This is a genomic window from Stenotrophomonas sp. Ker107b, from assembly GCF_053847245.1.
The window spans coordinates 508,373-527,310 of the sequence record NZ_JBSPHX010000002.1 but is presented as its reverse complement, the minus strand read 5'-3'; the positions used below and the strand labels follow the sequence as shown (position 1 = coordinate 527,310).

19 protein-coding genes are annotated in these 18,938 nt (G+C 67.2%); 8 read left to right on the top strand and 11 right to left on the bottom strand.

Features of this window, described 5'->3' with window-relative positions; genetic code table 11:
• Positions 1–12: 12 nt before the first annotated feature.
• Genes ACWV8V_RS12245 through ACWV8V_RS12230 form a run of 4 tightly spaced genes read right to left on the bottom strand, consistent with a single transcriptional unit; the run spans position 13 to position 2,068 of the window.
• Entirely contained in the window at positions 13–270 is a 258-nt protein-coding gene (locus tag ACWV8V_RS12245) for an acyl carrier protein (protein ID WP_019185496.1), read from the bottom strand.
• A 20-nt stretch (positions 271–290) separates the two neighbouring features.
• A complete protein-coding gene (locus ACWV8V_RS12240; RefSeq protein WP_019185497.1) occupies positions 291–551 on the bottom strand; it encodes a phosphopantetheine-binding protein in 261 nt (86 codons plus the stop codon).
• Entirely contained in the window at positions 538–1,341 is an 804-nt protein-coding gene (locus ACWV8V_RS12235; protein WP_455899836.1) for a lysophospholipid acyltransferase family protein, read from the bottom strand. The genes ACWV8V_RS12240 and ACWV8V_RS12235 overlap by 14 nt, the downstream gene beginning before the upstream one ends.
• Positions 1,334–2,068 carry a beta-ketoacyl synthase chain length factor gene (locus tag ACWV8V_RS12230; RefSeq protein WP_346468702.1) on the bottom strand — a complete coding sequence of 245 codons (735 nt, stop codon included), beginning with the start codon at positions 2,066–2,068 and terminating at the stop codon, positions 1,334–1,336. Before ACWV8V_RS12230 ends, ACWV8V_RS12235 begins: the two co-directional genes overlap by 8 nt.
• Before the next feature lie 180 nt (positions 2,069–2,248).
• Between ACWV8V_RS12230 and ACWV8V_RS12225 the strand changes: the two genes are divergently transcribed.
• Positions 2,249–3,271, top strand: coding sequence for a chorismate transformation enzyme, FkbO/Hyg5 family (locus tag ACWV8V_RS12225; protein WP_455899835.1), 1,023 nt, complete (start codon positions 2,249–2,251; stop codon positions 3,269–3,271).
• A 555-nt stretch (positions 3,272–3,826) separates the two neighbouring features.
• Here the strand turns inward: ACWV8V_RS12225 and cydB are convergent.
• The 3 genes from cydB to ACWV8V_RS12210 form a co-directional block, all read right to left on the bottom strand.
• Complete coding sequence (gene cydB / locus ACWV8V_RS12220; protein ID WP_455899834.1) at positions 3,827–4,840, bottom strand: cytochrome d ubiquinol oxidase subunit II; 1,014 nt, start codon at positions 4,838–4,840, stop codon at positions 3,827–3,829.
• 1 nt (position 4,841) lies between these two features.
• The gene (locus tag ACWV8V_RS12215; protein ID WP_346468700.1) at positions 4,842–6,239 is read right to left on the bottom strand and encodes a cytochrome ubiquinol oxidase subunit I; all 1,398 of its coding nucleotides are present in this window, start codon (positions 6,237–6,239) and stop codon (positions 4,842–4,844) included.
• A 132-nt stretch (positions 6,240–6,371) separates the two neighbouring features.
• Positions 6,372–6,833 (bottom strand): hypothetical protein, encoded by a 462-nt coding sequence (locus tag ACWV8V_RS12210; protein WP_455899833.1) that lies wholly within the window; start codon positions 6,831–6,833, stop codon positions 6,372–6,374.
• A gap of 455 nt (positions 6,834–7,288) precedes the next feature.
• Here ACWV8V_RS12210 and ACWV8V_RS12205 point away from each other — a divergent pair, with 455 nt between their 5' ends.
• From ACWV8V_RS12205 to hemF, 5 genes are read left to right on the top strand one after another with little or no spacing between them, the layout of a single operon-like run.
• The gene (locus ACWV8V_RS12205; protein ID WP_455899832.1) at positions 7,289–9,655 is read left to right on the top strand and encodes a prolyl oligopeptidase family serine peptidase; all 2,367 of its coding nucleotides are present in this window, start codon (positions 7,289–7,291) and stop codon (positions 9,653–9,655) included.
• A gap of 7 nt (positions 9,656–9,662) precedes the next feature.
• A complete protein-coding gene (locus ACWV8V_RS12200; protein WP_455899831.1) occupies positions 9,663–10,100 on the top strand; it encodes an NUDIX hydrolase in 438 nt (145 codons plus the stop codon).
• A 30-nt stretch (positions 10,101–10,130) separates the two neighbouring features.
• Entirely contained in the window at positions 10,131–10,730 is a 600-nt protein-coding gene (locus tag ACWV8V_RS12195) for a hypothetical protein (RefSeq protein ID WP_259261955.1), read from the top strand.
• Positions 10,731–10,781: 51 nt separating this feature from the next.
• Positions 10,782–12,416, top strand: coding sequence for a hypothetical protein (locus ACWV8V_RS12190; protein ID WP_455899830.1), 1,635 nt, complete (start codon positions 10,782–10,784; stop codon positions 12,414–12,416).
• 52 nt (positions 12,417–12,468) lie between these two features.
• Entirely contained in the window at positions 12,469–13,365 is an 897-nt protein-coding gene (gene hemF / locus ACWV8V_RS12185) for an oxygen-dependent coproporphyrinogen oxidase (RefSeq protein WP_455899829.1), read from the top strand.
• 108 nt (positions 13,366–13,473) lie between these two features.
• Here the strand turns inward: hemF and ACWV8V_RS12180 are convergent, their stop codons facing one another.
• Both ACWV8V_RS12180 and polA read right to left on the bottom strand, forming a co-directional pair.
• A complete protein-coding gene (locus ACWV8V_RS12180) occupies positions 13,474–13,947 on the bottom strand; it encodes a DUF421 domain-containing protein (protein ID WP_123729821.1) in 474 nt (157 codons plus the stop codon).
• A gap of 357 nt (positions 13,948–14,304) precedes the next feature.
• Positions 14,305–17,076, bottom strand: coding sequence for a DNA polymerase I (gene polA / locus ACWV8V_RS12175; protein WP_455899828.1), 2,772 nt, complete (start codon positions 17,074–17,076; stop codon positions 14,305–14,307).
• A 97-nt stretch (positions 17,077–17,173) separates the two neighbouring features.
• On the opposite strand from polA, the gene ACWV8V_RS12170 reads away from it, so the two are divergent.
• Together ACWV8V_RS12170 and ACWV8V_RS12165 are read left to right on the top strand one after the other, a co-directional pair.
• A complete protein-coding gene (locus ACWV8V_RS12170) occupies positions 17,174–17,455 on the top strand; it encodes a DUF2782 domain-containing protein (protein ID WP_123729819.1) in 282 nt (93 codons plus the stop codon).
• 83 nt (positions 17,456–17,538) lie between these two features.
• On the top strand, positions 17,539–17,778 hold the full coding sequence (locus tag ACWV8V_RS12165) for a hypothetical protein (protein WP_259261951.1): 240 nt from the start codon (positions 17,539–17,541) through the stop codon (positions 17,776–17,778).
• A gap of 40 nt (positions 17,779–17,818) precedes the next feature.
• Here ACWV8V_RS12165 and ACWV8V_RS12160 read toward each other — a convergent pair whose 3' ends face one another.
• Positions 17,819–18,265, bottom strand: a complete 447-nt coding sequence (locus ACWV8V_RS12160; RefSeq protein ID WP_121040915.1) for a universal stress protein — start codon at positions 18,263–18,265, stop codon at positions 17,819–17,821.
• A 75-nt stretch (positions 18,266–18,340) separates the two neighbouring features.
• The gene (locus tag ACWV8V_RS12155; RefSeq protein WP_346468695.1) at positions 18,341–18,910 is read right to left on the bottom strand and encodes a sugar O-acetyltransferase; all 570 of its coding nucleotides are present in this window, start codon (positions 18,908–18,910) and stop codon (positions 18,341–18,343) included.
• Positions 18,911–18,938 lie beyond the last annotated feature (28 nt).

Below are 18,938 nucleotides of genomic sequence, written 5' to 3'. Positions count from 1 at the left end.
CAGCGATGGCCGTCAGGCGGCCGCTTGACCGGGCAACAGCCCGTGCACCACATCCACGATGTCCTGCACGGTGCGCACCTGTTTGAACGCTTCCGGCTGCAGATTGCGGCCGAGCAGCGGCTTGAGCTGCACGATCAGGTCGACCGCGTCGATGCTGTCGATGTCCAGGTCGTCATACAGCCGCGCGGCGGGCGTGATACGGCTCGGCTCGATCTCAAAGCTGTCCTTGAGGATCTTGACGATGCGCTCGAAAAGTTCGTTCTTGGTCATGGGTAAATCCTGACGCGCCGTTAGGACGGCTGGCGTGCGGCGACAAACTCGCTCAGGGCACGCACGCTGGAGAAATGGCGACGGGTCTCTTCCGAATCGGCTGACAGGCTGACACCGTACTTTTTCTGCAGGGCCAATCCAAGTTCCAGCGCGTCGATCGAATCCAGGCCCAGTCCTTCAACGAACAGGGGCGCGGCGGAATCGATGTCTTCGGGAGTGATGTCTTCCAGTGAAAGCGATGAAATGATCAATTCCTTGATCTCGTGCTCAAGTGCTTGCACGGGTCGGGTCTCCAGCGAAGTCGAAGTAATGGGCAAGATGATCGGTCACACGCCGGGCGGCCAAGGCATCCCCCCTGGGCGCATCGCCGGTCTCGTTCAGAAACGGGGCAATCGGGAGATCCTCCCCGACTTCCAGCTGAACGTGAAATCGCCGTGATGGCACACGATACCATTTCTGGCCCTTGGTCAGGGTCAGCGGGGTGCAGGTGATCCGGACCGGCGTGATGTCCAGCCGGCCCCGCACCGCGATGTTGGCGGCCCCGCGCTGCAGGCGCAGCGCCTGGCCCGGCACGGTGCGGGTGCCCTCCGGGAAGATCACCAGGTTGCCGCCGGCCTGGACCGCGGCGATGCAGTCATCCACCAGCCCCGCCCCGTCATCATTGGAGACGTAGCCGGCCGCGCGGACCGGGCCGCGCATGAACGGGTTGCGCGCCACGGCCTGCTTGACCACGCAATCGGCATTGGGCAACTGGGCGATCAGCAGCACCACGTCGATCAGGGTCGGGTGGTTGGCCAGGATGAGCAGGCCGTTGCGCTGCAGGCGCTCGCCCCCGCGGATCTCATAGGTCATCAGCCCGAGCCGGCGCATCAGGCCGACGTGGGTGGCGAAGCTGCCTTGGACCAGGCGCCGCGCCAACACGCGCCGGCGCACCGGATCGCGGATCAGCAGCAACGACAGGAACAACAGGCCGCCCAGCACCAGCCCCCCGATCCCGAAGGCGGCAAAGCTCAGCCCCGTGCCCAGCACCCGCCAGGCATGGTTGATCCGGGCCGGCCAGCGCTCAGCCATGGCGTTGCCAGGTCCAGCGTTGGCCATCGGCGTCCAGCGCCAGCGAGGGCGCGCCGGCCAGCAGGAAGCGCAGGGCTTCCAGGCCATGCGGCAGCCCTTCGGACGGGCGGTCTTCGCCACCGGCGCCCCAGCCCAGCGACAGCCGGGTGCCCGGACCGTCGGCCGGCCCCAGCCGCCAGCACCACGCGAAGAAGGGGTCGGGCTCGTCAGCGAAACCCGCGTAGACCGGCGGCAAGGCCGATTCATAGACCACCAGACGCACCTCGGGCGCGCCATCGGCCAGCAGCCCGAAGGCCTCGATGCAGGCGGTCTCGACCGTGGCCCGGCCGGCGGCAAGCGCCAGATAATTGCCGCGATGCCCGCGGGCGATCGAATACAGCGCGGCAATCGCGTTGTGCACCGACAGGCCGAAGGCCGTGGGCGACATCGGCTGGTCCGCGCTCAGGGTGTTGAGCAGCTCCATCGAGCGGGCCACGTCGCCATGTCGCGAGGCGAACACCAGTGGCACCTGGCCACCGTCGTCGGGCTGCTCACACCAGCAGGCGGTCTGGATCGCCATGCGCCCCAGCCGCTCGATCCGGCGGCGCTGCATGGCCGGCACTTCGGACAGTGCCGGGGTGTCCTCACCGGTCGGCAGCCAAGGGGCGATCGCCCACGCCTGCCACTGCTCCCGGGTGGTGATGCCCGGCGCCCAGGCCGACCAATCCAATACTGAAAACTCGATCATTCACGCCAACATGATGGATGGGTACCAGGACGGGCACGCGCCATGAGGCAACGCGGAGCGGCTCCCCCATGCCAGCCGGCCCGCGCCTGTCGTCGACAGCGTCCGGCACCGGACGCGGTGCCGAGAAAGGTGCGCACGCTATCATGACACTCTCGGCACTGGCAGCATTCACATTCTGAAATGAGCAACACGATCAACACCGCAACGGCCCCGGCAGTCGCTTCCCCGTCCTCCGGACCCGCGTCGTTCCGTGTTGCGTATGCCCCGGCCGCAGACCGCGAGACCGCCCTGGCCGACCCGTGCACGCTGGCCGTCTTCGGCTTTGGTCTGCGCCACGCGGCGCTGGAGGACCCGCGCTGGCTGCACGTACCGCTGGCCGAACACGGCCCGGCGCAGATCGAGGTCTGGCGCGGTGGCACCCCGGTCGAGCACGGGATTACCGAGGGCGTGCGCTGGTCGCACACCGACAGCGTGCTGTTCGGGGTGCTGGAGATCGACGAGATCGACAGCGACATCGAGTCGGCCGCGACCGAGGCCTACGCGCGGATGAGCGGGTTCCTCTCGCGCTGCGGTTATCCGCACCTGCTGCGGACCTGGAACTATCTCGACGCGGTGACCGAAGGCGATGGCGATGATGAACGCTATCGACGTTTCTGCGTGGGCCGCGTGCGGGGCCTGCGGGAGCTGGATGAGGCCGCGTTGCCGGCGGCAACCTGCATTGGTCGTTTTGACGGTGTGCGCCGGCTGCAGGTGTATTGGCTGGCCGCGCGCGAGCCGGGCCAGCCGCTGGAGAATCCGCGCCAGGTGAGTGCGTTCCGTTATCCACGCCAGTACGGGCCGCAGTCGCCGAGTTTTTCGCGGGCGCTGCTGCCGCCGTTGGCGACGGGTCTGCCGTTGCTGCAGTCGGGGACGGCGGCGATCGTGGGGCATGTGTCGCAGCACACGGGGGCGGTGGATGAGCAGTTGCGGGAGACGCTGAGGAATCTGCAGAGTCTGGTGGATGCGGCGCGCGGTCAGCGGCCGTCGCTGTCACCGGTGCTGGGGGCGACGTCGGTGCTGAAGGTGTATGTGCGGCGCGCGGAGGATATGGCGGCGGTAGCGGCGCAGATGGCGGCACTGCCGACGGCACCGCCGTTCTTGGTGTTGCATGCCGAGGTGTGTCGTGCGGAGTTGCTGGTGGAGATCGAGGGGCTGCACGGCTGAGTTTTCGCCGGAAGCCAACAGCGTTGGTTTGCTGGGCGCGCCTGGCCTGGGTCGGCGTGGGTGGGATGTCGGGACCCGCTGCAAGTCCCGCTCCGCGGCCCGGCCCAGCCGCTGGCGGCTGTGCGTTCAGTCGCATGCGAGGCAGTGCCTCGCGAGCAATGCGCCTTCACCCATGTAAGCCCATTGCCATCCATGGCAACACATGGTCCCGCCACCCCACCCACACCGCCCCTTCGACAGTTGGCTGGTGCGCATGGGAAACATCAAAAACAGACGGCACCCGATCGGCGCCTTGCTGCTTCTTCTCGACGATTCAGGCGAGGTGACGCTCTGTTAGAGCGGAGCCATGTCGGCTGCTCTTGACCCGTTTTTATGCGGTTGACTCTTCCCACCGACGACGCAGACCTTTCAGGGCGAGGGCGGTCGGACCCTGCCGGGACCGTCGGGCGCCATGGATGGCGCCCGTCGAGCCCCCAGGGATGGGTTCACGGCGCGTCCCGGCAGGGTCTGACCGCCCTCGCACACACGGAACCGGGAATAGCCACCGTGCTTTCCTCAGTGATACCCCACATCCGCCCGCACCTTGCCGCGGAACACCCGGTACGACCACGCCGTATAGCCCAGGATCACCGGCAGCAGGATCACCAGCCCGACCAGGCTGAAACTCAGCGACGAGGCCGGCGCGGCGGCCTGCCACAACGTCATGCTCGGCGGCAGCAGGTACGGCCACATGCCCAGCACCAGGCCGATGAAGCCAAGGACGAACAGCGCCAGCGTCAACAGGAACGGCGGCAGATCGCGCTTGGGGTGCATCGCGCTGCGCCACAGCGCGGTGGCGACCGCCAACGTCAGCAACGGCACCGGCGAGAGCCACCAGAAGTTGCCATCGCTGAACCAGCGCGCCATCAAGCGCGAATCCAGGAACGGCAACCACGCGCTCACCAGGCCCATGAACACGATCACCGCCACCACCAGCGGGCGGGTCAAGGTGCGCGCGAAGGTCTGCTCGCGGCCTTCGGTCTTGAGGATCAGCCACGTGCTACCCAGCAGTGCGTAGCCGAACACCACCGCTGCACCGGTCAGCATCGAGAACGGGCTGAACCAGCTGAACGCGCCGCCCACATAGCGGCCATCCACCACCTGCAGGCCCTGCACCAGTGCGCCAAGGATCACGCCCTGCGCGAAGGCGGCCAGCAGCGAGCCCAGGCCGAAGGCCACGCTCCACAGCCTGCGCGAGCGTTGCGCCTTGAAGCGGAATTCGAAGGCCACGCCGCGGAACACCAGTGCCACCACCAGCAGCAGCACCGGCAGGTACAGCGCCGACAGCAGCGCGGCGTAGGCCTTCGGGAAGGCGGCCATCAGCCCGGCCCCGCCCAGCACCAGCCAGGTTTCGTTGCCGTCCCAGATGGGCGCGGCGGTATTCATCATGATGTCGAGCTGCTCCTCATCCTCGGCCATCGGCGCGAGGATCCCGATGCCGAGCACGAAACCATCGAGCACCACATACATCAGCACACCAAAGCCGATCACCGCGAACCATGCCACGGGCAGCCAGGTTGTCATCTCCATCTCAGCGCTCCTCCAGCGGTTCATCGGCACCGGACAGCGGCCGCGCCGGGGTGTGGCTGCCGGCATCCAGCGCCGGTGCCGGCTCATGCGGCTTGGGACCAGTGCGGATGATCTTCACCAGGTACCAGACGCCCCAACCGAACACGAAGGCATAGCCGACGATGTACACCCCCAGCGACAACGCCGTCATCCACGCACTCTGTGGGCCGACGGCATCGGCCGTGCGCAGCACGCCATAGACCACCCACGGTTGCCGGCCCATCTCGGTCACGAACCACCCGGAGATCAGCGCGATGAAGCCGCTGGGCAGCATCCAGTTCCAGCCGCGGATCAACCAGCGTGACTGCAACAACTTGCCGCGCCACCACTGGAACGCCGAGACCCAGGCCAACAGCAGCATCAGCGTGCCCAGCCCGACCATCACCCGGAACGCGAAGAACACCGGCACCACCGGCGGCCGCTCGCTGGCGGGCACCGAGGTGAGCGGATCGAAGGTGCCGTCCAGTGAATGGGTAAGGATCAGGCTGCCCAGGCGCGGGATCGCGATTTCGTAGTCGTTGCGCTCGGCCTTTTCATTGGGCACCGCGAACACCACCAGCGGCACGCCCTTGCCCTCGCCTTCGGAATGCCAGTGCGCTTCCATCGCCGCGATCTTCATCGGCTGATGCTTGAGGGTATTCAGGCCATGCATGTCGCCGACGAAGATCTGCACCGGCACCGTCAGCGCGGCAAATCCCACCGCCGCCAGCAGCATCTTGCGGCCAGCTTCGCGGTGTACGTCCTTGCGCAGGTACCACGCGCCCACGCCACCGATCACGAAGCAGGTGGTGATGAACGAGCCCAGCGCCATGTGCGCCAGGCGGTACGGGAAGGACGGGTTGAAGACGATCTGCCACCAGCTGTCCGGGTGCACGATGCCATCGACCATCGTGTAACCGGCCGGCGTCTGCAGCCAGCTGTTGGAGGACAGGATCCAGAACGTGGAGACCAGCGTGCCCAGCGCCACCATGCAGGTGGAGAAGAAATGCAGGCGCGGCGAGACCTTGCCCCAGCCGAACATCATCACGCCCAGGAAGCTGGCTTCCAGGAAGAACGCGGTGAGCACTTCATAGGTCAGCAGCGGGCCGATCACCGTGCCGGCCACCTCACTCAGCCGTGGCCAGTTGGTCCCGAACTGGAAGGCCATGACGATCCCGCTGACCACGCCCATGCCGAAGGAGACCGCGAAGATCTTCTGCCAGAAGAAATACAGCTCGCGCCAGACCGGATTGCCGGTGCGCAGCCAGCGCGATTCGACAAAGGCCAGCCAGCTGGCGGTACCGATCGTGAAGGCCGGGAACAGCACGTGGAAACTGATGACGAACCCGAACTGGATCCGGGACAACAACAACGCGTCCAAGAGACGCCTCCGACTGGCTTCTGAAATCCGCACCAGTCTGGGCCTGTATCCGTGAAAGGCACATGCGACCCGGTGACGCGCTGCTTCACTTTGTCGCAGGCGGCGGCCCCCGGACCGCCGCGCACCGGCGGATCAGCGTGTGACCAGACTCTCGTGCACCCAGCCGTCGTGGGTCAGGATCAGGGTGGCCTTGGAGGTCACGCTGTCCTGCGCGTGCTTGTCCAGCTCGGGGTAGGCGCTGCGCAGCGCGTCAGAACGCGCCCAATCGGCGCTGCCCTTGACCGTATAGGTGTACTCGACGTGGGAGAGCTTGACCCCCATCAGCTCGCCCGGCTCGGTGAAGTTGGTCACGTCCTGCACCTTGTAAGCCCCGCTGCAGAAGGCGGAGCGCTGGACCAGGGTATTCGGCGCCTGGGCGACCAGGGCACTCTGGCCGGCCGCCGTCGCGCGGTATTCGGTGGCGCGGCGGGTACTGCTGCCGAAGGGCTGCTTCACCTCGGTCGGGTGTGACGACAGCAGGCCCGCCTGGACCAGAGCATCGGCGCGGGTCTTGTTCTGCGGGAACAGGTCCTGGTCGGGCAGGGTGAAGGGCACCTCGTTGGCCGCAGCGGGACACAGAGCCCGCTCTGCCCATCCAGGTAGGCCTGGATGGCACGGGTGAAGTTGGCTTTGCTTGCCTCGCGGGGATTGCTGCACGCCCCCAGCGCCAACACGGCGCCGGCCAGCACGGTCACGCGGGTGATCGTCTTGAACATCGAATCGCTCCTTGAAATGGATGTCCCCCTTGAATCCCCGGGGGTCACGCCCACCGTAGAGAGCCGGTTCCGGGCTGTCGACGCGACCAGCGGTTGCGACGTGCCAGGCAAGACAGGACAAGGCCTGCGCTCGGTCGGCGCGTGTCGGGATCACCCTCACCCCGCGCATGGCAGCGCCTCAAGGTCACCACGTTGCCGATACTGTCGATGGGGCCGCGACATGACCTGTGGCCCCCTCCCCCGGCCCTTGCGGCTGCTACGCTTGCCGGGTTTTCCTCATTGGTGCCGCCCGCAATGCCCAGAACGCTGCCTTTGTCCCTGTTGCTGCTCGCCGCCCTCGGCGGTGCTGCCCATGCGGCGCCGACGCCGATCACCATCGAGCAGGCCATGGCCGACCCGGACTGGATCGGTCCGCCGGTCGAGAGCGCGTGGTGGTCCTGGAACAGTCAGCAGGTGGAGTACCAGCTCAAGCGCAACGGCAGCCCGGTGCGCGATACCTTCCGCCAGCCGATTGCCGGTGGCGTGGCCGCACAGGTTGGCGATGACCAGCGCGGCACCCTGGATGTGGACAGCCCGGTCTACGACAGCGCGCGCCAGCGCTCGGCCTTTGTGCGCAACGGCGATGTGTTCGTGCGCGACCTGCGCAGCGGCGCGCTGACCCAGCTGACCCGCAGCACCGAGAAGTCCAGCGCGGTCAATTTCGCCCGCGACGGCGGTGTGATCTGGCGCACCGGCCAGAACTGGTTCCATTGGACCGCCGCGGCCGGCGTGCAGCAGGTCGCCAGCCTGAAGGCCGAGAAGAATCCGGACGACGCGCCCAAGGCCGATACCCTGCGCGAGCAGCAGCTGCGCACCCTGGCCACGCTGCGCAACGACCGCGCCCAGCGCGACGCGCTCAAGGCCCAGGAAGCCAGCTGGCGCCGCGCCGATGGCACGCGCGCACCGGGCCCGGTGTATCTGGGCGCGGATGTGGAGATCGTCGACAGCGTGCTCTCGCCGGATGCGCGCACCCTGATCGTGGTCACCAAGCCGAAGAGCTTCGATGAGGGCCGTGGCGGCAAGATGCCCAAGTACGTGACCGAGTCGGGCTACGAAGAGTTCGAAGACACCCGCACCCGCGTGGGCCGCAACGATCCGGAGCCGAACGCGCTGTGGCTGGTCGATGCCGTTGCCGGCACGGTCAAGCCGCTGTCGCTGGACGGCCTGCCGGGCATCGGCACCGACCCGCTGGCCGCGCTGCGCAAGGCCGCTGGCAAGGACGCCCTCAAGGGCAACCGCCCGGTGGAAGTGCTTGGTGGCCCCGGCGCGCCCGGCATCCGCTGGAGCCCCGATGGTCAGCAGGCCGCGATCATGCTGCGCGCCAACGACAACAAGGATCGCTGGATCGCCAGCGTGACCCCGACCAGCGCCAAGCTGGAGACGCGTCATCGCTTGACCGACAGCGCCTGGATCAACTGGAGCTTCAACGATTTCGGCTGGTCCAACGATAACCGCACGCTGTGGCTGCTGTCCGAAGAATCCGGCTATTCGCACCTGTACACCCAGCAGGGCACGGCCAGGCCGCAGGCGCTGACCGGTGGCAAGTGGGAAACCTCGATGCCGGTGCCCAGCGCGGACGGGCGCGGCTTCTACTTCCTGTGCAATCAGCAGTCGCCGGGCGACTACGAAGTGTGCGCGGTCGACACCGCCAGCAAGCAGGTGCGTGAGCTGACCGCGCTCAACGGCGTGGGAGACTTCTCGCTGTCCCCGGACGGCCAGCAGCTGCTGGTGCGTTACTCCGGCGCCTACCTGCCGACCCAGCTGGCCGTGGTGCCCGCTGCCGGTGGCCAGGCCAAGGTGCTGACCGACACCCGCACCGCCGAGTTCAAGGCGCGCGAGTGGATCCAGCCCAAGCTGGTGCAGGTACCGTCCAAGCACGGCGCCGGCGTGGTCTGGGCCAAGTACTACGGCCCGGAGACCTTCGAGCCGGGCAAGCAGTACCCGATCGCCATGTTCGTGCACGGCGCCGGTTACCTGCAGAACGTGCACCAGCAGTACCCGGCCTACTTCCGCGAGCAGATGTTCCACAACCTGCTGGTGCAGAAGGGCTACGTGGTGCTGGACATGGATTACCGCGGCAGCGCCGGCTACGGCCGCGACTGGCGCACGGCGATCTACCGCAACATGGGTCACCCGGAACTGGAAGACTACAAGGACGGCCTGGACTGGCTGGTCGCCACCAAGCAGGGCGACCGTGACCACGCCGGCATCTACGGCGGTTCCTACGGCGGCTTCATGACCTTCATGGCGCTGTTCCGCTCGCCGGGCACGTTCAAGGCCGGCGCCGCGCTGCGCCCGGTGGTTGATTGGCACCAGTACAACCACGGCTACACCGCCAACATCCTCAACACCCCGGACATCGATCCGGAGGCCTACCGCAAGTCCTCGCCGATCGAGTACGCCGAAGGCCTGCAGGATCACCTGCTGATCGCGCACGGGATGATGGACGACAACGTGTTCTTCCAGGACTCGGTCAACCTCACCCAGAAGCTGATCGAGCTGCACAAGGACAACTGGACGATCGCGCCGTACCCGCTGGAACGCCATGGCTATGTGCGTGCCGATTCCTGGCTGGACCAGTACAAGCGCATCCTCAAGCTGTTCGAAGAGAACCTGAAGTAATCCAGCGATGACGTCGGTTTCTACTGACGGGCAGCACGCGGCGACGATCGATATCGTCGCCGCGGTCGTTTTCGATCCCGGCGGCCGCGTACTGGTCGTGCGCAAACACGGCTCGGACACCTTCATCCAGCCCGGCGGCAAGCCCGAGCCCGGTGAAGCACCGTTGGTTGCCCTGGCGCGTGAGCTGCAGGAAGAACTCGGGGTCACGGTGGAGCCTGCCAGTGCCGTGCCGCTGGGCCGGTTCGAGGCATGGGCGGTGCACGAAGCCGGGCACCGCGTACGGGCACATGCCTACCTGGTGACGGTCATCGGCATGCCCCGCGCACAGGCGGAAATCGCCGAACTTGCGTGGGTGCCGCTGCGCCCGCCGCATGGCCTGCGCTTGGCACCGTTGAGCGCAGACCATATCCTGCCCGCGGCCGCGAACGCGGTGGCTGCGACCTAGACGTCACGGCCTGCCCAATCAGGACACCGGATGTCAGCCTCGCTTCCCCCGCAATTGCCCTCCTGCACGCCACGCCCCAGCGGGGATGGCGCGCCTGCCTTCCTCGCTCCGCTGCTCAAGTCCGTGCTGCTGGTCTGTGTGGCCTCGGCCGCGCTGTGGGCGGTGCTGGCACTGATTGCCATTCCTTTGTCAGCCTCGGAGACGCTGCAGGCGCTGCTGGCCGATGAGGATTTCCACTGGCTGCCCGGCTCGCTGCGCTGGCTGCTCACCCACCCGGTGCTGGCGAACGTACTGCTGTGCGTGTCCAGCCTGCTGGGCGTTGCCGCGTGCTGGGGCATGCTGCGGCGCTGGCGCTGGGCGTGGGGATCGTTCGTGGCGCTGCTCGCGATCACCGCCGTGCTCAATGGGGTGGTGGTCTGGGGCGTCGACGATGCCTTCCGCCACCTGCTGGCGCAGCTTCCGGCGGAGACCTATTCGCTGGAGATACTGCAGTTGCGCAGAGACCTGCGGGTGCTGCGCGTGATCTGGACGGGCTTGACCGGGCTGACCGCTGCCGCGTTCGCCGTGCTGCATGGCTGGCTGATCGTGCGCCTGTGCGCGGCCGATGTACGTGCGCTGTTCCGCCGCTGACATGTTTCCCGCAGCGCCACGGTGCGCTGCACGACCTGCAAGGATGATCGTGTGACTGTTTCCCTCCCCCTTCTGCGCCGCCACGGCTGGCGCGCGACCCTGTTCACCCTGCTCACGGCGGTCAGCCTGCCGGCGGCGGCCCAGGCCATGGTCTGTGGCACGTTCGTGGCCAAGGACAGCGGCACCACGTTGACCCTGCACAGCGCCAACGAGGGCGTTCGGCAGATTCCCGGCCAGGCGCCCGAGCCTTACATCCTCAGCCGCATCGGTGACGAACTGAAGTTGGCCGACCTCGACAACGGCGGCGTCGGATCGCTGAACGTGCAGGAGGGCGGTCGCCTGCTCAGTGACCGCTTCAACGAATACCGCTTGCAGAAGGCGGCCACCTGCCGTCGTGCGACGGTGTTTCCGGCGGCGTCGTGCCGGGCCGAGATCGGCACCTGCCTGAACGACACGCTCTTTGCCAGCAACGACCGCCTGCGGCAGTGGTGCCGCGAGGATGTCCCGGCCGCCTGCAAGCGCCTGCTGGCCAACTTCCAGACCGAAGCGCGCGAGGCCGACAGGGTGGTCGCGAGACAGAACATTGCCGCAGAGCCGCCCGAACCGGACGTCTGCAAGCCCGAATCCGCTCAGTATGACGAGGACGCCTGCCTGGAGGCCGCGCGCGAGGCCGTGAGCCAGGCCTTTGCCAAGGCCCTGCTCGGCGGCCTCACCGCCGCCAATCCCTCGCCACTGCCCGCCGCGCAACTGGATGAGATCACCACGCTCTGCCAGGCGCAGACCGGCGGCACCTTCTGCGCCAAGGCCGCCGAAGCGCTGTGGGACGCCGGCCGCCTGGTTCCCGCCCGCGATGCGCTGCAACGGGCCTGCACCCACGGCAAGGACCCGCGCGCCTGCCAGCGGGCCGCCCCGCTGGCCACGCTGGATGCCAAGGCACTGACCTCGGTGGCGGTCACTGCCCTGCCCTGCGGCAGCTACGTGGCCAGCCAGGGCCTGATGGACCATCTGCCGTTCGGCGATGGCGGCATGATCGACAGCGGCTTCGGCGGCAAGCTGCGCGCGCGGCTGGTCGATGGCAACATCCATGTGCGCCATGAACAGGGCGATGACTTCGTGTTCAAGCGCCTGGCCAACGGCAATCTGATCGGCATGGACAGCTGGAACCGCTTCAGCTACTACGAGCACACCGGCGAGGCGCAGCAGTGCAGCACGCCGGTGGTCTTCGTCGAGACCCCCCTGCCGCAGGATTGCCCGACGCTCGGCCGCGAGGGCGGTGCGCAGGCGTGCTGCGCGGCAGGCAAGCTGCAGGGCTGCAATGCCGCCGGCCACCAGCTGGCGCTGCGCAACCGCTGGGCCGAGGCGGCGCCCTTCTATATGAAGCTGTGCACCGCTGGCGTACGCGAAGGCTGCGAGAACCTGGCCAGCGTCTACGAGCACACCGGTGACGAGGCGCTGCCCGAACAGATGGCCGCCCTGTGCGCGAAGGATGGCAAAGGCACCCATGTGGCCTGCGATGTGCACGCGACCCGCAACTGGGGCCTGATGCGGGTCAGCGCCGGGCTGGAACAGATTGCCGAGCGTATGGCGACCGAGCCCGATGCCGAAGCGGACGACGACGATGCACCGGCCGAGGCGCCCGCCACGACGAAGAACAGCAAGAGCAGCAACCGCAAAGGCGGCCACTGAGCGCAGCTGAGCACACGCAGGCCGTGCACCGGCCTGCGGTAAAGTAGCGCCCATGAACGACTTCGACCGCGTCCGCGCGTATCTGACCGACCTGCAGGACCGCATCTGTGCGGCGATCGAAACCGCCGACGGCCAGGCCCGCTTTGCCGAAGATCTCTGGCAGCGTGCAGAGGGCGGCGGTGGCCGGACCCGCATCCTGCGCGATGGCGCGGTGTTCGAGCAGGCCGGGATCGGGTTCTCCGATGTGGCCGGCACGCGCCTGCCGCCGTCGGCCTCGGCGAACCGTCCGGAGCTGGCCGGGGCTTCCTGGCGCGCCACCGGCGTCTCGCTGGTGTTCCATCCCGCCAATCCCTACCTGCCGACCACGCACGCCAACGTGCGCTACTTCCGCGCCGAGCGCGATGGCGTGGCGGTGGCCTCGTGGTTCGGGGGTGGCTTCGACCTCACCCCGTTCTATCCGATCGACGAAGACGTGCGGCACTGGCATCAGGTCGCGCACGATCTGTGCGCGCCCTTCGGCGAAGAGCGCTATGCGGCGCACAAGCGCTGGTGCGATGAGTATTTCTTCCTGCGCCACCGCAACGAGACGCGCGGCGTGGGCGGATTGTTCTTTGACGATCTGCACGGCGATTTCGAGCGCGATTTCGCGTATCTGCGTACGGTCGGCGATGGTTTCCTGGACGCCTATCTGCCGCTGGTCGAGCGCCGCAAGGACACGCCGTATGGCGAGCGCGAACGCGAATTCCAGCTGTACCGGCGCGGGCGCTATGTCGAATTCAACCTGGTCTACGACCGCGGCACCCTGTTCGGGCTGCAGAGTGGCGGGCGCAGCGAGAGCATTCTGATGAGCCTGCCGCCGCGCGTGCGCTGGGAGTATGGCTTCCAGCCGGAGGCCGGCAGTGATGAGGCGCGTTTGGCCGATTACCTCGTCCCGCGCGACTGGCTCTAACGGGGACGGGGACGGCTCTAACGGGGACGGGGACGGCTCTAACGGGGACGGAGGTAGTTAAGCGCATGCGCTTAACTACCTCCGTCCCCGTTATTTCTTCCGTCCCCGTTATTTCTTCGGCACGATCGTGATGTGCCCGTTGATCTCCAGCACCGCCAAGGCGACGTCGTCGATGGTCAGGCAGCCCTGCTGACGCAGCGCGGCGTCCAGGTCGGACGGGGTGACCAGCTCACGCTTGAGTACCGAGTCGAGCACTTTGCCATCGCGTGCGATCAGCACCGGCTCGCCTTCGACCAGCGATTCGATCCGTCGGCTGCGCGTGGTCAGCCAGCCGACGCCGTAGTTGATCGAGATCAGCGTCGCCGCGAGCAGCAGGCCGCCGCCCAAGGACGTGTCCTGGCCCAGCAGTGCGTTCTGCACCGCGTTGCCCAGCAGCACGATCAGCAATACGTCGAAGGGGGTGATCTGGCCCAGCGCGCGTTTGCCCGAGAGCCGCACCATGCCCAGCACCACCACGTACACCACCACCGCGCGGAGGATGAATTCCCACCACGGCATGGCCAATGCAAACAGGTCGCTCATCGCCTCTCCCCGACTGGTCCGGCCAGCATGGGCCGGCACCCGGTCAGAGGCAATGGTTGGGCGTCGCGGGCAGGCGCTTTCGGCCGCCACAAATAAAAAGCCCCGCCAACCAGGGGGAGGTTAGCGGGGCCGGGGAACGGGCGCTTGGGGAGGAGCCCCCGTTCCGAGATCTGCTCCAGGGGATGGGAGAGATCCACAACAGGCATTGCGCCTGTCGAGGTCTATAAAAGCACTCCGAACATTGATAGTTCGTGAAGGGGCCCAATTAATACTGGGCTCCTCCCGGGAACATTCATCCAGCAGTCAGATTATCGGGAAGCAATGAACCAATTCAGCCTTTTGACTGTGATTCAGGCCTCAATGTGCCTCATCCCAGTTGTCGCCGACGCCAGCGTCCACCACCAACGGCACGCGCAGTTCGGCGGCTGACGACATCAGTTCAACCACTTTCAAACGCAAGGTGTCGAGGAAACTGCTTTCGGTTTCAAACACCAGTTCATCGTGTACCTGCAGAATCATCTTGGCCTGGTCGCTGTGCTCCTGCAGCCAGTCGTCCACCTTCACCATGGCGCGCTTGATGATGTCCGCCGCGGTGCCCTGCATCGGGGCATTGATCGCCGCCCGTTCAGCACCGGCGCGCAGGCCCTGGTTGCGGGCGTTGATATCGTTCAGGTACAGACGGCGGCCGAACAGGGTTTCCACATAGCCCTGGTCACGGGCCTGCTGACGCATCCGCTCCATGAAGTCGCGCACGCCCGGGTAGCGGCTGAAATACAGCGCCACGTAGTCCTGGGCCTGGCCGCGGTCGATCCCGAGGTTGCGGGCCAACCCGAACGCGCTCATGCCGTACATCAGGCCGAAGTTGATCGCCTTGGCGGCCCGGCGCTCGTTGGAGGTCACGTCCTCCAGGGATCGGCTGAAGACTTCCGCCGCGGTCGCCCGGTGCACGTCCACGCCCTGCTCGAAGGCCCTCACCAGGCCGGGGTCCTCGGAGAGGTGGGCCATGATCCGCAGCTCGATCTGCGAGTAATCGCAGGCCAGGATCTTGCGGCCCGGCGGGGCCACGAAGGCGCGGCGGATGCGGCGGCCGTCCTCGGTGCGGATCGGGATGTTCTGCAGGTTCGGGTCCGAGGAGGACAGCCGGCCGGTGGCGGCGCCGGACTGGTGGTAACTGGTGTGCACCCGGCCGGTGTCCTGGTTGATCATCTCCGGCAGCTTGTCCGTATAGGTGCTGCGCAGCTTGGCCAGCCCGCGGTACTCCAGGATCACCCGCGGCAGCTCGTGCTGCTCGGCGATCGCCTCCAGCGCCTCTTCATTGGTGCTGGGCTGGCCCTTGGGGGTCTTCACCAGCGCCGGCAGCTGGAGTTCGTCGAACAGCACGGCCTGCAGCTGCTTGGGCGAATCCAGGTTGAAGGTGCGCCCCGCCAGCTCGGTGGCCTTCTGCTGGGCGGCCAGCATGCGCGAGCCCAGGTCCTGGCTCTGCCGGCGCAGTTCGGCCATGTCGATGTGCACGCCATTGGCTTCGATACGGGTCAGCACTGGCACCAGCGGCATCTCGATGTCGCGGTAGACGCTGTCCAGCGAGGGCGTGGCCCGCAGCTGTGGCTGCAGCGCGTGGTGCAGGCGCAGGGTCACGTCGGCATCTTCGGCGGCGTAGCGGCAGGCTTCGTCCAGTCCCACCTGCGAGAACGAGATCTGCTTGGCACCCTTGCCGGCCACCTCCTCGAACTTGATGGTGGTGTAGCCCAGATAGCGCATCGCCAGCGAGTCCATGTCATGGCGCGTGGCGGTGGAATTGAGCACGAAGCTCTCCAGCATGGTGTCGTCGTGGTACCCCTGCACGTTCACGCCGTGGCGGCGCAGCACGTGCAGGTCGTACTTGCCGTGCTGGCCAAGCTTCTTCTTGGCGGGGTCTTCCAGCGCCGGGCGCAACGCCGCCAGTACCTGCTCACGCGGCAGCTGGGCCGGCGCGCCGGGGTAATCGTGACCGACCGGGATATAGGCCGCCCGGCCCGGCTCGACCGCCAGGCTGATGCCGACCAGGTTGGCGCGCATGGCGTCCAGCGCGTCGGTCTCGGTATCGAAGGAGATCAGCTCGGCATCGGCCAGGCGCTGCACCCAGGCGTCGAGCTGCTCGCTGGTCAGCACCATCTCGTACTCGCCGGGGGCGGACAGCGCCGGGTCGACCGGCACCACCGCCTCATCCGGCGTAGCACGCGCGTAGCCGGCCGCGGTGCCACGCAGGCTGACCGGGACATCGCTGGCAGCGGCCGGGGCCGGCACGGGGCCGCCCAGCTCCTTGAGCGCCTGGGTGAAGCCGTAACGCAGGTACAGCTCGCTCAGCGACGGCACGTCCGGCTCGCGCAGCGGCAGCGTCTGCGCCGACACCTCCAGCGGCACATCGGTACGGATCGTGACCAGCTCGCGGTTGAGCGGCAGGCGCTCCAGCGCCGCGCGCAGGTTCTCGCCGATCTTGCCCTTCATGGTCGGCGCCGCCGCCATCACCCCCTCCAGGTGCTGGTATTCGGCCAGCCACTTGGCGGCGGTCTTGGGGCCGCACTTTTCCACGCCGGGCACGTTGTCCACAGCGTCGCCCATCAGTGCCAGCAGGTCGACGATCTGGTCGGCGCGCACGCCGAACTTCTCCATCACCGCCGCGTCCGAATCCATGCGGCTGCCGGTCATGGTGTTGACCAGCTCGATACCCGGGCGGACCAGCTGGGCGAAGTCCTTGTCGCCGGTGGAAATGGTCACCTGCAGGCCATCGCGGTGACCCTGCAGGGCCAGCGTGCCGATCACATCATCGGCTTCCACGCCGGGGATGCGCAGGATGCTCAGGCCCAGCGCCTCAACGATGCGGCACATCGGCTCGATCTGCGGGCGCAGGTCGTCGGGCATCGGCGGGCGGTTGGCCTTGTAGTCGGCATACAGGTCGTCACGGAAGGTCTTGCCGGGCGCATCGACCACGAAGGCGACGTACTCGGGGCGCTCCTTCAGCGTGGCGCGCAGCATGTTGACCACACCGAACAGCGCGCCGGTGGGTTCACCGTGTGCGTTGGTCAGCGGCGGAAGCGCGTGGAACGCGCGATACAGGTAACTGGACCCGTCAATCAGGACTAATCGGCTCATGTGACGATTCTACGCGCCCGGCCCTGACCGTCGTCGGCACCGGCCTCACGATCCATCGGGCATAATCAGGCCCTCTTCGCCCAAGGACTCCCGGCCCATGAAGATTCTGTTGCTCGCAGGCGTTCTCGCGCTGGCTGGCTGTGCCACCGGTGGTGGCGGCAGGCCCCCGGTCGATGTCACCGGTGCCGATGTGGTCAAGACGGTGCAGGACAACGGCGACACCATCGAGGAATACCGGGTCGGCGGCCAGTTGCGGATGGTCAAGGTGACCCCGTCGCGCGGTGCCCCGTTCTACATGTACGACCAGAACGGCGATGGCCGCATGGACGGGGACAAGGACGGCGTCTCGCCGGTGTACTGGAAGCTCTACAGCTGGTGATTCCGGGCGTCGACCGCGCTGCCGCCCCGTGACCGCACGGGGTCGGCCAGGCGCTGACCCCCATCCCTGCTTTCCCACGCTCGATGACGACACCCGAACGCCGCCACGATCCGAATCCGGCCCAACTGCGCGCCGGCCTCACTGCAGAGCAGCGCCAGGCGGTGGAGACGCTGGAGCATTTCGGCTGGCAGCTGCGCTTCGTGCGCCGCCCGCTGTTCCGTGATCCGATCCCGGTACTGTTCGACCGCAGCGGCGAGCGTTATGTCGTGCTGCAGCCGGATGGCACGCTGGATGAATCGCAGACGCTGAAACTGCGCGACTGAGGGGCACTGCCGGCCAGCGGCCGGCACTACCGCTTTCCCGTTATCGGATGACCAGCACCGGCACCGTGCTGCGGGCCAGCACTTCGGCCGTCTGGCTGCCGAGCAGCACGCGGGTGACGCCACGGCGGCCATGCGAGGTCATCACGATCAGGTCGCTGCCGCGTTCGGTGGCGGTATCGATGATGCCGTCAGCGGCATAGCGGTCCAACACGTGCACGGTCGCCGTACGCAGGCCTTGCGCTTCCGCGGCGGCCTTGGCCGGCTGCAGCACCTTCTGCGCGGTCTCTTCGCGGTCGGCTTTGTATTCGGGCGTGTTCATGTAGCCCACGCTCCAGCCCATCGCGTCGTACATACCGACGGCCCATGGCTCGGAGACGGTCACGATATCGACCTCGGCATCGAGGTCTTTGGCCAGCTCCAGGCCCTTGGCCAGGCCTTTCTCGGCCAGCTCCGAACCATCGGTGGCAATCAGGATGCGCTTGTACATGGCAGAGCTCCTTGGGGTGGGCAATGGGAACATCACCATTGCACACCCGATGTGGACGCGGTGCCTTGAGTTGGATCAATCGCCGTGGGCGCGCGCAGGCACCCTCCGCGCCGGATTGCCCACCACGGTCGCGCCCGCCGGCACATCGCGGGTGACCACACTGCCCGCACCCACCACCGCGTCATCGCCGATGGTGACGCCGGGCAGCACGATCGCGCCGCCACCGATCCACACATTGCGCCCGATCCGGACCGGCTTGGCCGACTCCAGGCCTTCAGCCCGTGCCTGCGGATCACGCGGATGATCGGCGGCATACAGCTGCACTGCCGGACCGATCTGGGTGCCATCGCCGATGCTGACCTCGGCCACGTCCAGGATCACGCAGTTGTAGTTGAGGAACACGCCCTGCCCCAGGCGGATGTTGTAGCCGTAATCGCAGTGGAATGGCGGCCGGATCACCGCACCCTCGCCGACCGCACCGAGCTGCTCGCGCAACAGCGCGCGGCGCACGGCCGGGGTTTCGGCCAGGGCAGCGTTGTAGCGGACCATCCACACCTTGGCCGCAGCCATGTCGGCCTGCAACTCGGGATCCCCGGGGCGGTATGGCAGCCCGGACAGCATCTTTTCCTTTTCACTCGGACTCATATGGCCTCCATCAGAGAGAGGCCGATGA

Bases quoted from the DNA above. Each gene is read 5' to 3' on its own strand.
- ACWV8V_RS12170 (WP_123729819.1), top strand. From the start codon at position 17,174: ATGAAGATTCTGTTGCTCGCAGGCGTTCTCGCGCTGGCTGGCTGTGCC.
- ACWV8V_RS12230 (WP_346468702.1), bottom strand. From the start codon at position 2,068: ATGATCGAGTTTTCAGTATTGGATTGGTCGGCCTGGGCGCCGGGCATC.
- ACWV8V_RS12160 (WP_121040915.1), bottom strand. From the start codon at position 18,265: ATGTACAAGCGCATCCTGATTGCCACCGATGGTTCGGAGCTGGCCGAG.
- cydB (WP_455899834.1), bottom strand. From the start codon at position 4,840: ATGGAGATGACAACCTGGCTGCCCGTGGCATGGTTCGCGGTGATCGGC.
- ACWV8V_RS12205 (WP_455899832.1), top strand. From the start codon at position 7,289: ATGCCCAGAACGCTGCCTTTGTCCCTGTTGCTGCTCGCCGCCCTCGGC.
- ACWV8V_RS12155 (WP_346468695.1), bottom strand. From the start codon at position 18,910: ATGAGTCCGAGTGAAAAGGAAAAGATGCTGTCCGGGCTGCCATACCGC.
- ACWV8V_RS12225 (WP_455899835.1), top strand. From the start codon at position 2,249: ATGAGCAACACGATCAACACCGCAACGGCCCCGGCAGTCGCTTCCCCG.
- ACWV8V_RS12165 (WP_259261951.1), top strand. From the start codon at position 17,539: ATGACGACACCCGAACGCCGCCACGATCCGAATCCGGCCCAACTGCGC.
- polA (WP_455899828.1), bottom strand. From the start codon at position 17,076: ATGAGCCGATTAGTCCTGATTGACGGGTCCAGTTACCTGTATCGCGCG.
- ACWV8V_RS12200 (WP_455899831.1), top strand. From the start codon at position 9,663: ATGACGTCGGTTTCTACTGACGGGCAGCACGCGGCGACGATCGATATC.
- hemF (WP_455899829.1), top strand. From the start codon at position 12,469: ATGAACGACTTCGACCGCGTCCGCGCGTATCTGACCGACCTGCAGGAC.
- ACWV8V_RS12180 (WP_123729821.1), bottom strand. From the start codon at position 13,947: ATGAGCGACCTGTTTGCATTGGCCATGCCGTGGTGGGAATTCATCCTC.
- ACWV8V_RS12195 (WP_259261955.1), top strand. From the start codon at position 10,131: ATGTCAGCCTCGCTTCCCCCGCAATTGCCCTCCTGCACGCCACGCCCC.
- ACWV8V_RS12235 (WP_455899836.1), bottom strand. From the start codon at position 1,341: ATGGCTGAGCGCTGGCCGGCCCGGATCAACCATGCCTGGCGGGTGCTG.
- ACWV8V_RS12245 (WP_019185496.1), bottom strand. From the start codon at position 270: ATGACCAAGAACGAACTTTTCGAGCGCATCGTCAAGATCCTCAAGGAC.